The organism is Streptomyces sp. SID13666 (assembly GCF_010548325.1).
GTDB lineage: Bacteria > Actinomycetota > Actinomycetes > Streptomycetales > Streptomycetaceae > Actinacidiphila > Actinacidiphila fildesensis.
The window spans coordinates 28,734-48,894 of record NZ_JAAGLX010000011.1 but is presented as its reverse complement, the minus strand read 5'-3'; the positions used below and the strand labels follow the sequence as shown (position 1 = coordinate 48,894).

18 protein-coding genes are annotated in these 20,161 nt (G+C 68.8%); 13 read left to right on the top strand and 5 right to left on the bottom strand.

Features of this window, described 5'->3' with window-relative positions; translation table 11 throughout:
• Positions 1–75 precede the first annotated feature (75 nt).
• The 9 genes from G3I60_RS16910 to G3I60_RS16870 all read left to right on the top strand — a co-directional run bounded on the left by G3I60_RS16910 (position 76) and on the right by G3I60_RS16870 (position 11,352).
• Positions 76–1,635: an ABC transporter substrate-binding protein gene (locus G3I60_RS16910; protein WP_164293734.1), complete on the top strand. Its 1,560-nt coding sequence runs from the start codon at positions 76–78 to the stop codon at positions 1,633–1,635.
• 73 nt (positions 1,636–1,708) lie between these two features.
• A complete protein-coding gene (locus G3I60_RS16905) occupies positions 1,709–2,719 on the top strand; it encodes an ABC transporter permease (RefSeq protein ID WP_138354799.1) in 1,011 nt (336 codons plus the stop codon).
• Positions 2,719–3,831: an ABC transporter permease gene (locus G3I60_RS16900; RefSeq protein ID WP_164293733.1), complete on the top strand. Its 1,113-nt coding sequence runs from the start codon at positions 2,719–2,721 to the stop codon at positions 3,829–3,831. The genes G3I60_RS16905 and G3I60_RS16900 overlap by 1 nt, the downstream gene beginning before the upstream one ends.
• Entirely contained in the window at positions 3,828–4,889 is a 1,062-nt protein-coding gene (locus G3I60_RS16895; protein WP_138354800.1) for an ABC transporter ATP-binding protein, read from the top strand. The genes G3I60_RS16900 and G3I60_RS16895 overlap by 4 nt, the downstream gene beginning before the upstream one ends.
• Positions 4,873–6,213, top strand: a complete 1,341-nt coding sequence (locus G3I60_RS16890; protein WP_232485980.1) for an ABC transporter ATP-binding protein — start codon at positions 4,873–4,875, stop codon at positions 6,211–6,213. Before G3I60_RS16895 ends, G3I60_RS16890 begins: the two co-directional genes overlap by 17 nt.
• A 107-nt stretch (positions 6,214–6,320) precedes the next feature.
• On the top strand, positions 6,321–7,922 hold the full coding sequence (locus tag G3I60_RS16885; protein ID WP_164293732.1) for an ABC transporter substrate-binding protein: 1,602 nt from the start codon (positions 6,321–6,323) through the stop codon (positions 7,920–7,922).
• Between the two features lie 28 nt (positions 7,923–7,950).
• The gene (locus G3I60_RS16880; RefSeq protein ID WP_164293731.1) at positions 7,951–9,549 is read left to right on the top strand and encodes an ABC transporter substrate-binding protein; all 1,599 of its coding nucleotides are present in this window, start codon (positions 7,951–7,953) and stop codon (positions 9,547–9,549) included.
• 155 nt (positions 9,550–9,704) lie between these two features.
• On the top strand, positions 9,705–10,811 hold the full coding sequence (locus G3I60_RS16875; protein WP_343240978.1) for a MerR family transcriptional regulator: 1,107 nt from the start codon (positions 9,705–9,707) through the stop codon (positions 10,809–10,811).
• Between the two features lie 112 nt (positions 10,812–10,923).
• Positions 10,924–11,352, top strand: a complete 429-nt coding sequence (locus G3I60_RS16870; RefSeq protein WP_343240976.1) for an STAS domain-containing protein — start codon at positions 10,924–10,926, stop codon at positions 11,350–11,352.
• Here G3I60_RS16870 and G3I60_RS16865 read toward each other — a convergent pair.
• Genes G3I60_RS16865 through G3I60_RS16850 form a run of 4 tightly spaced genes read right to left on the bottom strand, consistent with a single transcriptional unit; the run spans position 11,263 to position 14,498 of the window.
• A complete protein-coding gene (locus G3I60_RS16865) occupies positions 11,263–12,246 on the bottom strand; it encodes a sigma-70 family RNA polymerase sigma factor (RefSeq protein ID WP_164293730.1) in 984 nt (327 codons plus the stop codon). The genes G3I60_RS16870 and G3I60_RS16865 overlap by 90 nt on opposite strands.
• A gap of 51 nt (positions 12,247–12,297) precedes the next feature.
• The gene (locus G3I60_RS16860; RefSeq protein ID WP_164293729.1) at positions 12,298–12,873 is read right to left on the bottom strand and encodes a GNAT family N-acetyltransferase; all 576 of its coding nucleotides are present in this window, start codon (positions 12,871–12,873) and stop codon (positions 12,298–12,300) included.
• Positions 12,874–12,925: 52 nt separating this feature from the next.
• Entirely contained in the window at positions 12,926–13,597 is a 672-nt protein-coding gene (locus tag G3I60_RS16855) for a response regulator transcription factor (protein WP_138354806.1), read from the bottom strand.
• Positions 13,598–13,637: 40 nt separating this feature from the next.
• A complete protein-coding gene (locus G3I60_RS16850; RefSeq protein ID WP_164293728.1) occupies positions 13,638–14,498 on the bottom strand; it encodes a PD-(D/E)XK nuclease family protein in 861 nt (286 codons plus the stop codon).
• A 138-nt stretch (positions 14,499–14,636) separates the two neighbouring features.
• On the opposite strand from G3I60_RS16850, the gene G3I60_RS16845 reads away from it, so the two are divergent.
• The 3 genes from G3I60_RS16845 (at position 14,637) to G3I60_RS16835 (ending at position 17,664) form a co-directional block, all read left to right on the top strand.
• Positions 14,637–15,848 carry a site-2 protease family protein gene (locus G3I60_RS16845; RefSeq protein WP_164293727.1) on the top strand — a complete coding sequence of 404 codons (1,212 nt, stop codon included), beginning with the start codon at positions 14,637–14,639 and terminating at the stop codon, positions 15,846–15,848.
• A 59-nt stretch (positions 15,849–15,907) separates the two neighbouring features.
• Positions 15,908–16,900, top strand: a complete 993-nt coding sequence (locus G3I60_RS16840) for a tRNA (adenine-N1)-methyltransferase (protein ID WP_239069926.1) — start codon at positions 15,908–15,910, stop codon at positions 16,898–16,900.
• Positions 16,901–17,103: 203 nt separating this feature from the next.
• Complete coding sequence (locus G3I60_RS16835; RefSeq protein ID WP_164293726.1) at positions 17,104–17,664, top strand: hypothetical protein; 561 nt, start codon at positions 17,104–17,106, stop codon at positions 17,662–17,664.
• 24 nt (positions 17,665–17,688) lie between these two features.
• On the opposite strand, the gene G3I60_RS16830 is transcribed toward G3I60_RS16835, so the two are convergent.
• On the bottom strand, positions 17,689–17,988 hold the full coding sequence (locus G3I60_RS16830; RefSeq protein ID WP_164293725.1) for a ferredoxin: 300 nt from the start codon (positions 17,986–17,988) through the stop codon (positions 17,689–17,691).
• 252 nt (positions 17,989–18,240) lie between these two features.
• On the opposite strand from G3I60_RS16830, the gene arc reads away from it, so the two are divergent.
• Positions 18,241–20,007, top strand: coding sequence for a proteasome ATPase (gene arc / locus G3I60_RS16825; RefSeq protein ID WP_138354810.1), 1,767 nt, complete (start codon positions 18,241–18,243; stop codon positions 20,005–20,007).
• The last annotated feature ends 154 nt before the right edge of the window (positions 20,008–20,161 follow it).

Genomic DNA, 20,161 nt, shown 5'->3' with positions numbered 1-20,161 from the left:
AGAGCGTTCCCACTAGTGTCCTGACTGGTCAATGCCGAATCGAGTGATCGGCATTTGAGCAAGGGGAATCACTAGATGTCACGTACTAAGCGTGTCGTCGCCGCAGCTGCCGTGGCCTTCCTGGCCGTCGGTGTGACCGCGTGCGGTGGCAACAAGGACAATTCGGCGTCCGGCAGCAAGGGCGCCGTCATCGTCGGGACCATCGACTCGGTGTCGTCACTCGACCCCGCAGGAGCGTACGACTACGGCTCCTGGGAGGTCATCGACAGCGTTTACCAGAAGGTGATGCGCTTCCCGACGGGCGGCACCAAGCCTGAGCCGGACGCCGCCAAGTCGTGTGCCTTCACCGACCCGAAGACCTACGCCTGCACGCTGCAAGCCGGGCTTCAGTTCTCCAACGGTGACAAGCTGACCTCGGCCAGCGTCAAGTTCTCGTTCGACCGCATGCTGAAGATCGCGGACCCGAACGGGCCGTCCAGCCTCTTCGGCACGCTGGAGTCGACCGAGGCCAAGGGCGCGGACCAGGTGATCTTCCACCTGAAGAGCGCCGACTCCACCTTCCCGTCGGTCCTCGCGACCGACGCCGGTGCGATCGTCGACGAGAAGACCTTCCCGGCCGACAAGCTCCTCGCGGGCACCAAGGTGATCGGCTCCGGCCCGTACACCCTGGACAAGTACACCGCGAAGCAGCAGGCGTCCTTCAAGGTCAACGCGAAGTACAGCGGCCCGGTCAAGGCGCAGAACAGCCAGTTCGTTCTGCAGTACTTCGCCGAGGCGTCCGCGCTGAAGGCGGCCGTCAAGGACGGCACCGTCAACGCGGCCTTCCGCACCCTGTCGCCGACCGACACCGCCGACCTGAAGAAGACCCAGGGCGTCAAGGTCGTCGAGGGCACGGGCACCGAGAAGCGCTACTTCGTCTTCCACGCGAAGGTGAAGCCGTCGGACCAGAAGGCGGTCCGCCAGGCCGTCGCGCAGGTCATCGACCGCGAGGGCATCGCGAAGGACGCCTACAACGGCACCGTCGCCCCGCTCTACTCGATGGTCGGCAACGGCATCGACGGTCACACGGACGCGTTCAAGGACAAGTACGGCGCTCCGGACAAGGCCAAGGCCGCCGCGATCCTGCAGGCCGCCGGCATCACCGCCCCGGTCGCGCTGTCCTACACCTGGACGCCGAGCCACTACGGTGCCGCGGCTGCCGACGAGGCCACCGCGATCAAGCGTCAGCTGGACGCCTCCGGTCTGTTCAACGTCAAGTTGAGCTCGACCGAGTGGCAGCAGTACCAGAAGGACGAGAAGGCGGGCAGCTACGCCTCGTACATGATCGGCTGGTTCCCTGACCTGCCGGACGCCGACAACGACGTGTCGCCGTTCCTCAGCAAGTCGCCGTTCCTGGGCACGGGTTACGACAACCCGGCGATCCAGGCGCTGCTGGTCAAGGAGCAGGGCTCCAACGACCCCAAGGTGCGCAACGAGGCCTTCGCCGAGATCCAGAAGATCGTCGCCGAGGACGCCCCGATCATCCCGGTCTGGCAGGGCAAGCAGACCGCTGTCGTGCGTGACGGTGTGACCGGCGTGGACAAGGCGCTGGACCCGACGATGTTCCGCTTCTACGAACTCTCGACGGGCAAGTGACGGCCGGCCGGCCCGCGGGGGAGTCTCTCCCCCGCGGGCCGGCCGCCACTCCGGCTAAGAAAGACACCCCTCCATGAGTAAGCAGTCCGGGTCGCTGCGCCGCTACATCCTCACCAGGATCGCGCTCGCAATCCCCATGGTTCTCATCCTGCTGGTCCTGGTCTTCGTCCTGATGCGGGTGGCCCCCGGTGACCCCATCTCGGCCTCCCAGGGCGGCAAGCTCAACGCGGCGGAACTCGCGGCGAGACGGCATGCCGCGGGCTTCGACGCCCCGATGTACCAGCAGTTCTGGGACTACCTGAAGTCCGTCGTCACCCTGAACTTCGGCACCACGTTCTCCGACCACCGCCAGGTGCGGGACATCATCATCGAGAACGGCGGCGCCACCCTCACCCTGACCTTCGGCGCCCTGGTCTTCGCGAGCGTCATCGGTATCCCGGTGGGCCTGCTCGCGGGCCGGCTGCGGGACAGCACGATCGACGTGGCGGGCCGGCTCTTCGGCATCCTCAGCTACGCCGTGCCGGTCATCGTCGCAGCGCCCATGCTGATGCTCGCCTTCGGCGCCACGTCCGGCCAGGCCTCCCCACTGGTGCAGCTGAACGTGCCGACGCAGACCCACATCCTGATCGTGGACGCCATGATCGTGGGCGACTGGGACGCGGTCGGCGACATCGCCAACCACCTGGTCCTGCCCTCGATCGCGCTGGGCCTGCTGATCGTCGGTGTCTTCATCCGCATGATCCGCATCAACCTCATCCAGTCGCTGCAGGGCGACTACATCGAGGCGGCCCGCGCCCGCGGTGTGAAGGAGACCGCCGTCGTCGGACGGCACGCCTTCCGCAACGCGATGGTCCCGGTGATCACCGTCCTCGGCCTCCAGGTCGCGATGCTGCTCAGCGGTGCGGTGCTCACCGAGCGAATCTTCACCTGGCCCGGTATCGGTCGCCAGCTCATCGACTACATCAACCAGCGCGACTACGTCGCCGTCCAGGGCATCGTCACCGTCTTCGCCCTCGTCGTCGTCGTGATCAGCATGCTGATCGACTTCATCAACGCGCTGATCGACCCGAGGGTGCGGTACTGATGGCCCAGACGACACTCCCCGCTCCGCTCGACCCGGAGATAACCCCCAAGGCCCCGGGTCCCGGAAAGTCCGTCCGCTTCGGCGGTCTGCGGCGCATCGTGATCGCGGTCCGGCAGGCCCACGGCGTGCCCAAGTTCATGCTGTGGACCGGCGCGATCCTCTCGCTGCTCTTCGTGCTGACCGCGATCTTCGCCCCGCTGATCGCCCCGTACGACTTCGACACGTACCAGTCCGGTGGCAAGACCTTCCCGAAGCAGGGCGCGCCGGACGGCGACCACTGGTTCGGCACCACCGTGCAGAGCCTCGACGTGGTCTCCAGGACCGTCTACGGCGCCCGCACCGCGCTGGAGGTGATGGTCCTCGCCGTCGTCTTCTCGCTCATCCTGGGGGTCCTCCTGGGCCTCCTGGCGGGTTACTTCGGCGGCTGGCTCGACCGCATCCTGGTGCTGGTGATGGACGCGCTCTTCGCGTTCCCCTACCTGCTGCTCGCCATCGTGGCCGGCTTCGTCTTCGCCAGCATCACCGGCGGGGGCGTGGTGACCGCCGCGCTGTCGATCACCGTGGTCTACATCCCGCAGTACTTCCGGGTGGTCCGCGCCTCGGCGCTCTCCGCCCGTGAGGCCACCTTTGTGGAGGCGGCCCGCGCGATGGGCGCCAAGCCCTCCGTGGTGATCCGCAAGTACCTGTTCGGCAACGTCATCCAGTCGGTGCCCGTCATCGGCACGATGAACGCCGCCGACGCCATCGGCACACTGGCCGGCCTGGGCTTCCTGGGCCTCGGCATCCAGCCCACCGACGCCGCCGAGTGGGGCTACGACCTCGACCGCGCGATCAGCGACGTCAACGCCGGCATGTGGTGGACCTGTCTCTACCCGAGCATCGCCATGGTGATCGCCATCCTCGGCTTCACGCTGCTCGGTGAGGGCCTCAACGACGTCCTCAACCCGACCATGCGCCGCCGCCGCATCACCAAGGTGGCGCTGCCCGCGCTCAGCCGCCGCCGCGTCGTCACCGCCGAGACCGCGAAGACCGCGGCAACCGCGGCGAACGCGGAATCCGCAGCAATCGCAGCTACCGCAGCAACCGCAGAAGAAGGGGAGGCCGCGAAATGACCGAACCTGTCCTTTCCGTACGCGACCTGCGCGTCTGGTACGGCACCGAACGCGGACCGGTCCGCGCCGTCGACGGCGTCAGCTTCGACGTACGCCCCGGCGAGACGCTCGGCCTGGTCGGCGAGTCCGGCTGTGGCAAGTCCACCCTCGGCCGCGGTGTGCTGGGCCTGGCGCCCACCGTCGCCTCCGTCGACGGTGAAGTGATCCTGAACAGCAAGGGGGGCAAGGGCCGCAACCTGGTGGGCCTGCCCGCCAAGGAGCTGCAGAAGCTCCGCGGCCCGGACCTCGGGCTGATCTTCCAGGAGCCGATGACCCGGCTGAACCCGCTGATGCGGATCTCCCAGCACTTCGAGGAGGCCCTGCACACGCACCACAAGGACCTCTCGAAGAACGAGCTGCGCGAGCGCGCCATCGAGGCGCTGCGCGGTATGGGCATCCCGGCCAGCCGGTACGAGAGCTACCCCCACGAGTTCTCGGGCGGTATGCGCCAGCGCATCATGATCGCGCTCGCCCTCGTGCTGCGCCCGGCGTTCATCGTCGCGGACGAGCCCACGACGGCGCTCGATGTCCTCGTCGAGGCACAGATCATCAAGATCCTTGCCGATCTGCGCAAGAACTTCGACACATCCCTTGTGCTGATCACCCACAATCTCGGTATCGTCGCCGAAGCGTGTGACCGGGTCGCGGTGATGTACGCGGGCCACATCGTCGAACAGGGCGATGCCCGCGAAGTGTTCGCGAACCCGCAGCACCCGTACACCAAGGAGCTGCTCCGCTCCACGATCTCGCTCTCCACCACCGGACTGCACTTCATCCCGGGTAGCCCCCCGGACCTGGTGCACCCCCCGGAGGGCTGCCGGTTCAGCCCGCGCTGCCCGGTGGCGATGCAGGGATGCGCGAAGGTGGAGCCGCCCGAGGTGGTACTGCCGTCCGGCGTGCACAGCGTCTGCTGGCAGCAGGCGATCGAGGTCGACCCCTCGATGGCCGACGAGTTGGGAACGGGTGGGCGCGAGCCGCTCGCCGCCGTGAAGGAGATCAGCGTTGCTGACGAAGCCTGATACAGAAGCGAGCGGTGTCGTAGCTCTCGACGACCGCGAGACGCTCGTCGAGATGCAGGACCTCGAGGTCCACTTCGGCATGCGGGGCAACGTCTTCGGCCGGCTGGCCGGCAAGGCGGCGGGCGCGGTCAAGGCCGTCGACGGGGTCAACCTGAAGCTGCGCAAGGGCGAGGTGCTCGGCCTGGTCGGCGAGTCCGGCTCGGGCAAGACCACCCTCGGCCGGACCCTGCTGGGCATGAACCGGGCCACCGGCGGCACCATCCGCTACCGGGGCGAGGACATCACCGAGTTCGGCGAGCGCAAGATGCGGCCGCTGCGCCGCAAGCTGCAGATGGTCTTCCAGGACCCGCACGCCTCGCTCAACCCGGCGATGGACATCCGCACCGCCGTCGGCCACCCGCTGCGCATCCACAACCTGGTGAGCAGCGACGCGGAGTACGACGCCAAGGTCACCGACGCCCTGGAGCGGGTCGGCCTGACCCCTCCCGAGCGGTACCTGACGAAGTTCCCCGGCGACCTGTCCGGCGGCCAGAAGCAGCGGGCCGTGCTGGCCCGCGCGATCATCGCCGAGCCGGAGCTCCTCGTCGCCGACGAGCCGATCTCCATGCTCGACATGAGCGTCCGCGCCAAGATCCTGCAGCTGATGCTGGACCTGAAGCGGGACCTGGACCTGACGTACGTCTATGTGACGCACGATCTGGCCAGCGCGAAGTTCTTCTGCGACACCATCGCGATCATGTACCTCGGCCGGATCGTCGAGTACGGGCCCACCGCGGAGGTCTTCGCCGACCCCAAGCACCCGTACACCAAGGCGCTGCTGGCGGCGATCCCCGAGCCCGACCCGACGCTCGCCGTCGAGCGCGAGCTGCTGCGCGGTGAGATTCCGGACGCGGCCAAGCCGCCGCTCGGTTGTTCCTTCCACCCGCGCTGCCCGGTCGCCCTGGCCGGCTGCGGCTGGGAGGCCCGCGACCTGCGTGGCCTGCTGGAACGCCGATGGCTCGAACTGCCGCCGGCGGAGGCGGGCAAGGAAAGGGCGCTCTTCGGCGATCTTGACGCGCTCTCCGAATCCGGGGTCACTTCCGCCGCAGTCACCCCCGGAAGGGGGCACAGCGCGGAAGATGTGCTGGAATACCTCCGCCGACTCCGTGAGGAGGCCTCGGCGGCCGAGCCGCGCGAGCCCTTCTGGCGGGGCGTGATCACCATGCACGCAGAAGGCGGCCGGGCCGTGGTGGAGTTCTCGCCATCACAGGACCCGCGGCTCAACCTGCTGCCGGAAACGGACGTCCAAGTGGCCTGCCACCTGTACCCCGGCTCCGGCGGATAACCGCATCATCACCTACACGGTGGCGGGCGGCGCAGGCGTCGCGTCGCCCGCCCGGGAACGGCTGAGGATCGACTGAGCACGGAAAGACCAAAGGGAGAACGACGAGGATGAACCGTAAGCTACTGGTGCCGGCGATGCTTCTCGGCGTCGTCGCACCCGCCCTCGCCGGTTGCGGCGGATCGGGCAGTGGCGGTGACAGCAGCGGTAAACCCATCGTCGTCGGGACCACGGACAGCATCAAGCTGACCAAGGAGAACCCGTCACCCTTGGATCCGGCGACGTCGTACGACAGCGCCACGTGGAACGTCTTCTACAACACCTTCCAGATGCTGCTGCGCTACCCGCGCAGCGGTACCAACCCGGAACCCGACGCCGCGGAGAAGTGCGGCTTCACCGACCTGGTCGGGCAGGTGTACCAGTGCACGCTCCGCAAGGGGCTCAGTTTCTCCAACGGTCACGCGCTGACGGCCGAGGACGTCAAGTTCTCGGTCGACCGCATGTTGAAGATCAACAGTGACAACGGTCCCGCGTCGCTGATATCCGGCGTCGCCACCGTGCAGGCGCCCGACGAGAAGACCGTGGTCTTCCGCCTCAAGGCGCCGGACTCCACCTTCCCGCTCAAGCTGGCCACGCCCGCCGCCGCGATCCTGGACAGCCAGGTCTACCCCGCGGACAAGCCGTACGACGGCTTCAAGATCGTCGGCTCCGGCCCTTACACGCTGGACGACTTCAAGCAGGACGACAAGGCCGTCTTCTCCAGGAACGGGAACTACCAGGGCACGCTGAAGCTGAACAACAGCAAGGTGCAGCTGCGGATGTTCACGTCCGCGGACACGATGGAGGCCGAGCTCAAGAAGGGCACGGTCGACGTCGCCACCCGCACCATGCGGCCCGACCAGATCAACCGGCTGCTCAAGGCCGGCGACGGCGAGAACGTCAAGCTCACCGAAGCGGCCGGCACCGAGGCCCGCTACCTGTTCTTCGACACCACGGACCCGGCGGTGCGGCCCAAGGCCGTCCGCCAGGCCGTCGCCCAGATCCTGGACCGCCAGGCGCTGACCCGTGATGTCTTCCAGCGGACCGCCGATCCGCTGTACTCGCCCGTCCCGGTGGGCATCACCGGGCACGCCAACTCCTTCTTCAAGACCTACGGCGACCCGAGCGTGACCAAGGCCAAGGCGCTGCTGCACCAGGCCGGTATCGACGACAAGGTCGCGTTCGACTACTGGTACCGCAAGGACCTCGCCGGCTCCAGCAACAAGGAGGAGGCCGAGGCGATCAAGGCTCAGCTCGACGCGAGCGGCCTGTTCGACGTCACGCTCAAGAGCGAGGAGTGGAACGTCTTCCTCACCGAGGTGAAGAAGCACAAGTACGCCGCTTACGCTCTGAGCTGGCTGCCCGACTTCCCGGACCCGGACAACTACATCGCTCCGTTCTTCGACAAGGGCAACTTCCTGAAGCTGCCCTACCAGAGCGACATCATCCAGCGCCAGGTGATCCCGCAGACCCGACAGCAGTCCCAGCGCAGCGCCACCATCAGTGATTTCGAGACCGCTCAGAAGATCATCGCCCAGGACGTACCGATGCTGCCGCTGTGGCAGGGCAAGCAGTACATCGCTGCCCGCAGTGACATCACCGGTGTGGAATGGGCGCTCAACTCCTCCACCACCACCCAGTTCTGGGAGCTCGGGCGGGGCGTGACGAGTTGATCAGCACATACAAGGGAGAACGTCGAGGATGAATCGCAAGCTGCTCGCGCTGCCGATAGTCGTGGGTCTGATGACGCCCGTTCTCGCCGGTTGTGGATCCGGCAGTGGCAGCGGGGACGACGGCAAGGCGATCGTCTTCGGCACCACCGACGAGTTCCACATCACGCCGCAGGCGCCGGCCCCGCTCGACCCCGTCACGGGCTACGACATCCAGTCCTGGAACGTCTTCTACAACACGTTCCAGACGCTGCTGCGCTACCCCCGCAGCGGTACCGACCCGGAGCCCGAGGCCGCCAAGGAGTGCCACTTCACCGACGGGCTCGGCGAGCAGTACCGCTGCACCCTGCGGGACGGCCTCGAGTTCTCCAACGGGCACGCGCTCACGTCCAAGGACGTGAAGTTCTCCGTCGACCGCATGCTCGCGATCAAGGACGAGAACGGCCCGTACAGCCTTCTGACCAACGTGGACAAGGTCGAGACGCCGGACGACGCCACGGTCGTCTTCCACCTCAAGGACCCCGACGCCACCTTCCCGTACAAGCTGGCCACGCCCGCCGCGGCGATCGTGGACAGTGAGGTGTACGACGCGAAGAAGCAGCACCCCGGCTTCGACATCATGGGTTCCGGCCCGTACCAGCTGGACTCCTTCAAGGAGGGCGACTCGGCCGTCTTCACGAAGAACCCGCACTACAAGGGCACGATCAAGCTGAACAACAGCAAGATCGAGCTCAAGTTCTTCAAGAACTCCACGGACATGGAGAAGGCGCTCAAGGCCGGTGACATCGACGTCATGAACCGGACGATGACGCCCGACCAGCTCAACAGCCTCAACATCAGCACCGACAGCAACGTCAAGCTGACCGAGACGGCCGGCACCGAGATCCGCTACCTGGTCTTCAACACGGCCGACCCGGTCGTGAAGCAGAAGGCGGTCCGCGAGGCCTTCGCCCAGATCGTGGACCGGCAGGCCATCACGCGCGACGTCTACAAGCGCACCACCGAGCCGCTCTACTCGATGGTCCCGGCCGGCATCACCGCCCACGCCACCTCGTTCTACAACTCCTACGGCGAGCCGAGCGGGCCGAAGGCCCGTAAGACGCTCAAGGACGCCAACATCACCACGCCGGTCGAGCTGACGCTCTCGTACACGACCGAGCACTACGGCGAGGCGACCAAGGCGGAGTTCGAGCTGCTCAAGAAGCAGCTGGACGCCAGCGGGCTGTTCAAGATCAAGCTGCAGCCGGTGGCCGACTGGCACACGTACACCGACGGCGGGCGCAAGCACCAGTACCAGGTGTACGGGATGGGCTGGTTCCCCGACTTCCCGGACCCGGACAACTACGTCGCGCCGTTCCTCGGCAAGGACAACTTCCTGGAGCTGGCGTACGCGAACCCGGTCATCCAGAACCAGCTGATCAACTCCACCCGGCAGAAGACCCAGCGCAGCGCCACCTTCCCGGACTTCACCGAGATGCAGAAGATCATCGCCCAGGACGTGCCGATGCTGCCGCTGTGGCAGGGCAAGCAGTACCTCGCCGCCCGCAGCGACATCACGGGCACCGAGTGGACCCTCAACGCGTCCTCCACGACCCAGTTCTGGGAGCTGGGACGAGGTGTGACGGGCTGACAGCAGGCTGATCAGGACACTGGAACGGGCCCGGACGACACTGTCGTCCGGGCCCGTTCCGCTGTGCCGGGGCGGCCGGGGTTGACCTTGTCCCTGGGGCAGACCACAGCATCGGGGCAGCCGGGCACGCCGCCCGGCAGGAGGAGGCGAGCACGGTGCTGCTGACGATCGGGGAGTTCGGACACGCGTCCGGCCTGTCGCCGAAGGCGCTGCGGCTGTACGACGAACTCGGACTGCTGCCGCCCGCCCGCGTCGACCCGCTGACCGGCTACCGGTTCTACGATCCGGCGCAGCTGGAACGGGCCGGGCTGGTGGCCTGGCTCCGCCGGCTCGGCATGCCGCTGGCACGGATCCGGGTGGTGTGCGACCTGGCGCCGGCCGCGGCGGCCGAGGCCGTCGCCGCGTTCTGGGAACAGGTCGAGTCCGACACCGACGCCCGGCGGGACCTCGCGACCTTCCTCGTCGACCACCTGTCACGGAAGGACACCGTCATGGAACGCACCGGAGCAGCTCTGGCGATCCGCTATGCCGCGCTCACCGACACCGGCCTGATCCGCGAGAGCAACCAGGACGCGGCCTACGCCGACGCCCGGCTGCTCGCCGTCGCCGACGGATTCGGCGCCGGCGGGGCGCCCGCGAGCGCCGCCGCCATCGACGCGCTCAAGCGCCTCGACCTCGCCGACAGCACCCGCACCGGCACCCCGGGCCCCGGCGTCCCCGCCGGCGGTCTCCTCAACGCCCTCGAGAACGCCGTACAGGAGGCCAACGAGGCGGTGCGGGGCCTCGCCGGGCCCGACGGCGGGCTCCAGGGGCCGGGAACGACCCTGACGGCCATGCTGTGGACCGGATCGCAGCTCGCCCTGGTCCACATCGGCGACTCACGCGCCTATCTGCTGCGCGGCGGCGAACTCTTCCAGATCACCCACGACCACACCCTCGTGCAGGCGATGGTCGACGACGGCCGCATCAGCGCGGGAGAGGCGGCCTCGCACCCCCAGCGGATGCTGCTGCTGCGGGCTCTCGACGGCGGCGACGCGTCCGCCGCCGATCTGCGCCTGCGCGACGCCCTCCCCGGCGACCGCTATCTGCTGTGCTCCGACGGCCTGACCACCGTGGTGCCGGGCCCGGACATCCACCAGGTGCTCGCCTCGGTCACCGACCCCGAGCAGGCCGTCCGCGAGCTGATCGCGCTGGCCAACGCGGGCGGCGGGCCCGACAACGTTAGCTGCGCCGTCGCGGACGTCGTCGAAGCGGCCGCCTGACCGGTCGCCGGACCGGCCTGTTGGGCGCTGCAGGGCCGGTACACCCCGCCGGCGATGAGTTCTGCCCGGCCGGCAGGTCTGTCGTAGGAGAACCCACGACAGGAGGCCGACGGTGAGTGCAGCCGACGAGGCGCCGGAGCGGGCCGGACGGCAGCCGGAGCAGGGCCCGGACGGGGTCGTCTGGGTCCTGGCCGGCCCGCTCACCCGCGCCGGCATACCCGAGCTCTGCGCCTGCCTGCGGGACCGACTGCACGGCGGGGAACCGGGCTGGGTCACCTGCGACGTGGCCGCGCTCACCGATCCGGACGCGGTCACCGTCGAAGCCCTGGCCCGGCTGCAGCTCACCGCCCGGCGGCTCGGCAGCCGGATACGGCTGCGGAACGCCGGCGGGCGGCTGCGCGGCCTGCTCGCTCTGGCGGGGCTGCGGGACGTGCTTCCCCTGGAGCCGGGGTTACGGCTCCAGCCGGGGAGGCAGGCCGAACAGCGGAAACAGGTGCGCGGTGTCGAGGAACGAGTTGATCCCGGTGATCCGGTCCCCTGAGATCTCGATGACCTGCAGCGCCCACGGCTCGTGGCCCCCGTCGGAAGCGGGCCGGTACTGGCCGAACGCCGGTGAGCCGTTCGCCGTGACCGGCAGCAGCCGCGAGCCCGCGCAGCCTATGCCGGTGCCGAGCATCCAGCCGCGGATGTCCGCGGGGCCGCGGAACCACAGCTCGTACGGCGGCATGGACAGCGTCGCGTCCTCCCGCAGCAGGGAGGTGAGCGAGTCCAGGTCGTAGCGCTCGAAGGCGTCGACGTAGCGGGCCAGCAGGGCGCGCTGCGTCTCGTCCATCGGCCGGGCCGGGTCGCTGGCGGTGACATCACTGGCGGCCAGTGCCGAACGGGCCCGCTGCAGCGCGCTGTTGACCGACGCCACCGTCGTGTCGAGCAGTTCGGCGACCTCGCTGGCCTTCCACGCGAGCACCTCCCGCAGGATCAGCACCGCGCGCTGCCGGGGCGCCAGGTGCTGCAGCGCGGCGACGAACGCCAGCCGGACCGAATCGCGCTGGGCGGCCACCTCGGCCGGATCGCCGCCCGAGGGCAGCATCCGGCCGTCGGGCATCGGCTCGATCCACGTCGCCTCCGGCAGTGCCGGGGTCAACGGGGACGAGGACGAGACGGGGGACGCGAGATCCATCGGGCGGGCCCGGCGCTCGCGTGCCTTGAGCATGTCCAGACAGACGTTGGTGGCGATGCGGTACAGCCACGACCGCAGCGACGCCCGGCCCTCGAACCGGTCGAAGCTGCGCCACGCCCGCACCAGGGTCTCCTGGACGGCGTCCTCCGACTCGAACGCCGATCCCAGCATCCGATAGCAGTAGCCCGTCAGCTCCACCCGGTGCCGCTCCAGCTGCAGCTCCGAAGCCACACCGTCCATTGCCGCGAGATCACTCATCGAGGGCCCCTTGTCGACCGTCGGCCGTCAGCTCCAGCCGTCCCGGTCATCCTAGGCGGGGGGTGTGACAGAGCGCCCGGGATCGCTCGGACCACGCCGGGTTCTGTCCTCAACCGGAAGATCCCGGGCCAGCAGGTCCATCATGAGACCGTCGTGCCAGGTTCCGTCGGGGCCGCGCTCGTAGTCGCGCATGATGCCGACCGGCCGGAATCCCACCTTGGTGTAGCAGCGGATGGCAGCGGTGTTGTCGGCCGCCGGATCGATGATCAGCCGGTGGTGCCCGTGATCGGCGATCAGATGCCCGGCGAGGGTCCGCACGGCGTCGGTGCCCAGCCCGCGGCCGTGGCAGGCGGGGTCGAGATAGATGTCGATGTTCGCGTGCCGGTAGTCGGGCTCCTCCTCGGCGCCCCACTGGATCGCGCCCACCACCCGGCCCTCGTGCTCGATGACGAAGACCTCGGTGTCCGGCTCGGCGAAGTCCTCGGCGACGGAGGCGGCCATCCGGTCGCGGTCACCGTGCCACCGTTCGTAGACCTCCGGGGTCGAGCGGATCGCGGCGAGCGCGGGAATGTCGGCGGCGGCGGCCGGACGCAGCGTGACCGACGCGCCGTGGAGAGTGGTCTGCATGCCGGGGACGTTACCGACCCGGCGGCGCGGCCACGACGCCCACCGCGGCCGCTCAGCCGGCTCCGGGGCGCACCAGCCCGCTTTCGTACGCGTACACCGCCGCCTGGACGCGGTCGCGCAGGCCCAGCTTGGTCAGCACATGCCCGACGTGGGTCTTCACGGTCGTCTCGCTGACGAACAGCTCCGCCGCGATCTCCGCGTTCGACAGACCCCGGGCGACCAGCTTCAGCACCTCGACCTCGCGCTCGGTGAGGGTGTGCAGCGGCTGCGGCACGGACTCCTCGCCGGAGGGGAGCCGTCCCGCGTACTTGTCCAGCAGCCGGCGGGTGATGCTGGGCGCGAGCATGGCCTCGCCCGCCGCGACCACGCGGATCGCCTGCACCAGCTCGGCGGCCGGCGCGTCCTTGAGCAGGAAGCCGCTGGCACCGGCGCGCAGCGCCTCGACCACGTACTCGTCCAGGTCGAAGGTGGTCAGCACCAGGACCTTCGCCGGTCCGTCCCGCCCGGGGCCGGTGATCTGGCGGGTCGCCTCGACCCCGTCCATCCGCGGCATCCGGATGTCCATCAGCACCACGTCGGGCTGCAGCGCCCGCACCTGGTCCAGAGCCTGCTGGCCGTCCCCGGCCTCACCGATCACGGCAAGGTCCGGCTCGGCCTCCAGAATCATGCGGAAGCCGGTACGCAGCAGCGGCTGGTCGTCCACCAGTAGGACGCGAATCGCCACAAGATCTCCCTCGTCGTTGCCGGACCCGCCCCATTCTTGCCTAGATCACATCGTCACCGGACGGCGCGGGGCCCGGGAGCGGCAGCGGATAGGGCGGGGGAGTGCCCCCGAACTCCGGACAGACCGCCTGGTGGTCGCACCAGCCGCAGAGCTTGGTCCGCCGCGGCAGCCACTCGCCGGTCGTCGTGGCCTCGCGGATCGCGTCCCACAGCGCCAGCAGCTTGCGCTCCACGCTCAGCAGGTCCGCTTCCGACGGGTCGTACATGATCACGTCGCCGCTGCCCAGATAGACCAGCTGCAGCCGGCGCGGCACCACCCCGCGCAGCCGCCACAGCACCAGCGCGTAGAACTTCATCTGGAACAGCGCCTCGCCTGCGTACTCCGGGCGGGGCGCCTTGCCCGTCTTGTAGTCGACCACTCGCAGATCGCCGGACGGCGCCACATCGAGCCGGTCGACGTACCCGCGAAGCGTCAGCCCCGAGTCCAGCACCGTCTCCACGTACAGCTCCCGCTCGGCGGGCTCCAGCCGCGTCGGGTCCTCCAGCGTGAACCAGCGGTCGACGAGCTGCTCGGCGCTCTCCAGCCACCGGGTGAGGCCCGGTCCGTCCGCCACCTCGAAGAGCTGGGCCAGCTCGGGCCGGGCGGCCAGCAGCTTCTCCCACTCGCCCGGAACCATCGAACGGGCGCGGTCCGCCGTACGCTCGAAAGCGGGGGAGTCGAAGAGCCGTTCGAGCACCGCGTGCACCACGGTGCCCCGGGTGGCCGCCTCGCTCGGCTTCTCCGGCAACTTGTCGATCACCCGCAACCGGTACAGCAGAGGACACCGCATGAAGTCCGACGCCCGTGACGGGGAGAGCGACGACGGTGGCCGGGGAGGGATGTCTGAGGTGCTGGTGCCCATGGCAGACGACCCTACGGCCTCCCACCGACAGCCGGTGTCGGCCGCGGACCACCGGGCAATACCATCGACGGCAGAGCCCCTCGCATTGCAAGATCGATTCAGCCGGTGCGAGGGTTCACACATGAACGAGGGGAACCAGTGAGCGAGAGCGGGCAGCCGCCGTCCCAAGGCACGCAGGCCCAGCCGGGGAACGGTCAGAAGAAGAGCCCGCGCGAAGCCGGCGGCGGCATCCTCATGGGCCGCATCTTCGGCGTGCCCGTCTACGTCGCTCCCAGCTGGTTCCTGGTCGCGGCCCTCATCACCTGGGTCTTCGGCGGCCAGCTCGACAAGGTGCTGCCCGAACTCGGCAACGTCCGCTACCTCGTCTCGCTCTTCTTCGCCGTCGCCTTCTACGCCTCGGTGCTCATCCACGAGCTCGCGCACACCGTCGCCGCCCTGCGCTTCGACCTTCCCGTGCGCCGCATCCAGCTGCAGTTCTTCGGCGGTGTCTCGGAGATCGAGAAGGAGTCCGAGACCCCCGGCCGGGAGTTCGTCCTCGCCTTCGTCGGCCCGCTGCTCTCCCTGGTGCTGGCCGGTGTCTTCTACGGCGGCATGCAGGTCGTCGAGCCCGGCACGGTCCCCGGGGTGCTGCTCGCCGGCCTCATGATCAGCAACCTGATCGTCGCGGTGTTCAACCTGCTGCCGGGCCTCCCGCTGGACGGCGGCCGGATGCTCCGGGCCGTCGTCTGGAAGATCACCGGCAAGCCGATGAGCGGCACCGTCGCCGCCGCCTGGACCGGCCGCGCGCTGGCCATCGCCGTCCTCGGACTGCCCCTGCTCACGTACGACAACACCGCCGACAGCAGCGGATTCGACTCGCTCACCGACGCCCTGCTCGCCGCGATCCTGGCCGCCATCATCTGGACCGGCGCAGGGAACAGCCTGCGCATGGCCCGGCTGCGCGAACGCCTCCCCGACCTGCGGGCCCGCACCCTCACCCGGCGCGCCGTGCCCGTCAGCTCCGACACCCCGCTGTCCGAGGCGCTGCGTCGCGCCAACGAGGCGGGAGCCCGCGCCCTGGTCGTCGTGGACGGCCAGGGGGACCCGACCGCGGTTGTCCGCGAGGCCGCCATCGTCGGCATCCCCGAGCACCGCCGCCCCTGGGTTGCGGTCAGCGGCCTGGCCCAGGACCTCAAGCCGGGCATGCGGGTCTCGACGGAACTGGCGGGCGAGGACCTGCTCGACACCCTGCGGGCGACGCCGTCGACGGAGTACCTGGTCGTCGAGCCGACGGGCGAGATCTACGGAGTGCTGTCCACGGCGGACGTGGAGAAGGCCTTCCTGGCGGCCATGGCGCGGCCCGCTACTTAGGGGCTCGGTCGGCTCGCCCCGGCGAACCGAGCCCCAAAAAAGCCAGCTACGCTGTTCACATGTCCGAACCGACCGGTGCCGCCCGCCGTCGCGGCCCATTCCAAGTCGGGGACCAGGTCCAGCTCACCGACCCCAAGGGACGCCACTACACCTTCACGCTCGAAGCCGGAAAGCAGTTCCACACCCACAAGGGCGCTTTCCAGCACGACGAGTTGATCGGTGCTCCCGAAGGAAGTGTTGTCCGTACCACGGGGAACGTCGCCTACCTGGCGCTGCGTCCCCTGCTCCCCGACTATGTCCTGTCCATGCCACGCGGTGCCGCCGTGGTCTACCCCAAGGACGCGGGGCAGATCCTGGCGATGGCCGACATCTTCCCCGGCGCCCGGGTCGTCGAAGCGGGAGTCGGATCAGGCTCGCTCAGCAGCTTCCTGCTGCGCGCCGTCGGCGACCAGGGCATGCTGCACTCCTACGAGCGCCGCGCCGACTTCGCCGAGATCGCCACCCAGAACGTCCAGCGCTACTTCGGCGGGGAACACCCCGCCTGGCAGCTGACCGTCGGCGACCTCCAGGACAATCTGTCCGACACCGATGTCGACCGCGTCATCCTGGACATGCTCGCCCCTTGGGAATGCCTCGACGCCGTCTCGAAGGCGCTCGTCCCCGGCGGCATCCTGTGCTGCTACGTCGCCACCACCACGCAGATGGCCCGCACCGTCGAGTCCATCCGTGAGCACGGCACCTTCAACGAGCCCGCGGCCTGGGAGACCATGGTCCGCAACTGGCACGTCGAGGGTCTCGCGGTCCGTCCCGACCACCGCATGATCGGGCACACCGGCTTCCTGCTCACCGCCCGTCGGCTCGCCGACGGCGTGGAGCCGCCGATGCGCCGCCGCCGGCCCTCCAAGGGTTCGTACGGCGAGGACTACACCGGCCCCGGCAGCGAAAGCGGGGGCAAGCACGCGCCCGCCGCCTCGGCAGAGGCCGCTGAGGTGACTGCCGCCGAGACGCCCGTCGTCGAGACGCCGGCCGCCCCCGAGGCGCCCGCCGAGTAATACCGGGCCCACCGCCCCGCCGAGAGCCCGCCGAGAGCAACGGAAGGCGCCGGTGCCGGAACCCTTGCAAGGGTTCCGGCACCGGCGCCTTCCGCATTTCCGCTGTCCCGGTACTCCCGGCCGCACCTGCTGTTCCACCCGAGTGTGACGTGTGGCACCATGCTGGCCACCCCCCTCGAACGAACTCCCCAGGAGCCAGGCGAGTGCAGCCCTCCGCAGGACCGGCCCTTCCGCATACCCGAGCCCGCTCGGTGCACTGGATCTCCACCGCCGCGCTGCTCGGCGCGGTCATCGGCGCCGGCGCCCTCGTCCAGCCCGCCGATGCCTCCTCGCACGCCTCCCAGGCCACCCCACGGCCCGCACCGGACCCGAAGGCGGCCGTGTACCCGCTCGACTGCGCGGGAGCCCCGGTGGACGTCGTCAGCCGCGTCTCGGGGGATCTGGACCAGGACGGCCGGCCTGAGACCGTCGTCGTCGTGCACTGCCCGGCCGAGGCGGGTACCCCGCCCACCGGTGTCTTCGTCCTGACCGCCGGCGCCGCACCGGGCAGCGCGCCGCGCGTCGTCGCCACGCTGGTCGATCCGGCGGAGGAGCGCAGCATCACCGGCTTCGGGCTCCAGGGCCGCACCATCAGGGCGACGGTCCTCGGGTACTCCAGCGACACCACACCGCGCTGCTGCCCGGACCAGAAGCGCGCGTACACCTGGCAGTGGCGGGCCGGGCGGTACTACGCCACGCCGGGTGCGCTCGCGAACAGCGTCTGAGGGGTCACCCGGCGCTGCCGGCCGTCACCCGGCGTCGGGACCGAACACCTCGACCCGGTCGGTGACGCGGCGGACATGGATGCAGTCGCCGGGGCACTCCTTGGCCGAATCCACCACATCGGTCAGCATCGCCAGCGGAACCGGGGCCGTGGCGCCCGGCGCCTGCCGCAGCTCGTCGTCGTGGCCCTTGACGTACGCCAGCCCGTCGATGTCGAGCTCGAACACCTCCGGCGCGTACTGCACACAGATCCCGTCGCCGGTGCACAAGTCCTGGTCGATCCAGACTTCCAGCTCTTCCGCGCCGGCCTCGGACACGTCACTCACGGGGTACCTCGCCTGCCGTTCATGGATCGGCCCGTACACGGACCGCAACAGTCCCTGACGGGTGTTGACCGAACCGACGATACAACCGGCCGCTTTCCGATGTTGATCCGTGGGTATCCCCCTGGCGTGAGGACGTACGCAAGGGTGAAGATCGGACACACCCCGACCGTCTTTGTGATCTAGGGGTTTCAACCCCCACCGGCCCAGGTAGGGTCTGGAAACGTCCAGCTCCCCTTGGAGGAGGTGAGGACCGTGGCGGCCCACGACGACGACATCACCCGTGGCGGCCGACCCGCTCGTGGTTCAGAAGACACCGCGAGCCAGGTCGCCTTTCTTGAGCAGGAAATCGCCGTCCTGCGACGTAAGCTCGCCGACTCTCCGCGTCACACGAGGATTCTCGAAGAGCGGATCGTCGAGCTGCAGACCAACCTGGCAGGCGTGTCCGCTCAGAATGAGCGGTTCGCGAACACTCTCCGCGAGGCCCGCGACCAGATCGTGGCCCTCAAGGAAGAAGTGGACAGGCTCGCACAGCCTCCTGCCGGTTTCGGCGTCTTTCTGCAGGCGAACGAGGACGGAACGGCGGACATCTTCACCGGCGGCCGAAAGCTGCGGGTGAACGTCAGCCCCTCCGTCGAACTGGAAGACCTCCGGCGAGGTCAGGAACTCATGCTCAATGAAGCGCTCAACGTGGTCGAGGCCATGAAGTACGAGCGCGTCGGCGACATCGTCACCCTCAAGGAGATCCTTGAGGACGGCGAACGAGCCCTGGTCGTCGGACACACCGACGAGGAGAGGGTGGTGTGGCTCGCCGAGCCACTCCTGGACGGCGCTCTCCGCGTAGGCGACGCACTTCTGCTGGAGCCCCGCTCCGGCTACGTGTACGAGAGGGTCCCCAAGAGCGAGGTCGAGGACCTCGTACTCGAAGAGGTCCCTGACATCGACTACCAGCAGATCGGCGGCCTCGCCGGTCAGATCGAGCAGATCCGGGACGCGGTCGAACTCCCGTATCTGCACGCGGATCTGTTCAAGGAGTACGAGCTGCGCCCGCCCAAGGGCGTGCTGCTCTACGGCCCCCCCGGCTGCGGAAAGACCCTCATCGCCAAGGCAGTGGCCAACTCCCTTGCCAAGAAGGTCGCCGAAGTCACGGGACAGCCGCAGGGGAAGAGCTACTTCCTGAACATCAAGGGTCCCGAACTCCTCAACAAGTACGTCGGTGAGACCGAGCGTCAGATCCGCCTGGTCTTCCAGCGAGCCAGGGAGAAGGCGAGCGAGGGCACCCCCGTCATCGTCTTCTTCGACGAGATGGAATCCCTCTTCCGCACCCGCGGATCCGGTGTCAGCTCGGACGTGGAGAACACCATCGTCCCCCAGCTGCTCGCCGAGATCGACGGGGTGGAGGGCCTGGAGAACGTCATCGTCATCGGCGCCTCCAACCGCGAGGACATGATCGACCCGGCGATCCTGCGGCCCGGCCGTCTGGACGTCAAGATCAAGATCGAGCGGCCGGACGCCGAGGCGGCCAAGGACATCTTCTCGAAGTACCTGGTTCCGACACTCCCGCTCAACAGCGAGGACCTGTCGGAGCACGGCGGATCGAAGGCCGGCACCGTCGAGGCCATGATCCAGGCCGTCGTCGAGCGGATGTACACCGAAACGGAGGAGAACCGCTTCCTGGAGGTCACGTACGCCAACGGTGACAAGGAGGTCCTGTACTTCAAGGACTTCAACTCCGGAGCGATGATCCAGAACATCGTGGACCGGGCCAAGAAGATGGCGATCAAGGCCTTCCTCGACCACAACCAGCGCGGTCTTCGTGTCGCCCACCTGCTCGCCGCCTGTGTCGACGAGTTCAAGGAGAACGAGGACCTGCCCAACACCACCAACCCCGACGACTGGGCCCGCATCTCCGGCAAGAAGGGCGAGCGGATCGTGTTCATCCGCACGCTCGTCACCGGAAAACAGGGCGCGGACACCGGCCGCTCCATCGACACCGTGGCCAACACCGGGCAGTACCTGTAAAGCAGACCTCCGGCTGCGGGCGCCCCGACCGGGTTCCCGCAGCCGGAGTGTTTGTCCACAGGTAGGCCAGGACCGGAGCAATGAGTGAAATGATCTCCCCACCGCCGCCATCGCGTTCTAGGCTCTTCCGTACCGCGCCATGCAGTGCGGCTCA

Bases quoted from the DNA above. Each gene is read 5' to 3' on its own strand.
- G3I60_RS16910 (WP_164293734.1), top strand. From the start codon at position 76: ATGTCACGTACTAAGCGTGTCGTCGCCGCAGCTGCCGTGGCCTTCCTG.
- G3I60_RS16905 (WP_138354799.1), top strand. From the start codon at position 1,709: ATGAGTAAGCAGTCCGGGTCGCTGCGCCGCTACATCCTCACCAGGATC.
- G3I60_RS16900 (WP_164293733.1), top strand. From the start codon at position 2,719: ATGGCCCAGACGACACTCCCCGCTCCGCTCGACCCGGAGATAACCCCC.
- G3I60_RS16895 (WP_138354800.1), top strand. From the start codon at position 3,828: ATGACCGAACCTGTCCTTTCCGTACGCGACCTGCGCGTCTGGTACGGC.
- G3I60_RS16885 (WP_164293732.1), top strand. From the start codon at position 6,321: ATGAACCGTAAGCTACTGGTGCCGGCGATGCTTCTCGGCGTCGTCGCA.
- G3I60_RS16880 (WP_164293731.1), top strand. From the start codon at position 7,951: ATGAATCGCAAGCTGCTCGCGCTGCCGATAGTCGTGGGTCTGATGACG.
- G3I60_RS16865 (WP_164293730.1), bottom strand. From the start codon at position 12,246: ATGAGTGATCTCGCGGCAATGGACGGTGTGGCTTCGGAGCTGCAGCTG.
- G3I60_RS16860 (WP_164293729.1), bottom strand. From the start codon at position 12,873: ATGCAGACCACTCTCCACGGCGCGTCGGTCACGCTGCGTCCGGCCGCC.
- G3I60_RS16850 (WP_164293728.1), bottom strand. From the start codon at position 14,498: ATGGGCACCAGCACCTCAGACATCCCTCCCCGGCCACCGTCGTCGCTC.
- G3I60_RS16840 (WP_239069926.1), top strand. From the start codon at position 15,908: ATGTCCGAACCGACCGGTGCCGCCCGCCGTCGCGGCCCATTCCAAGTC.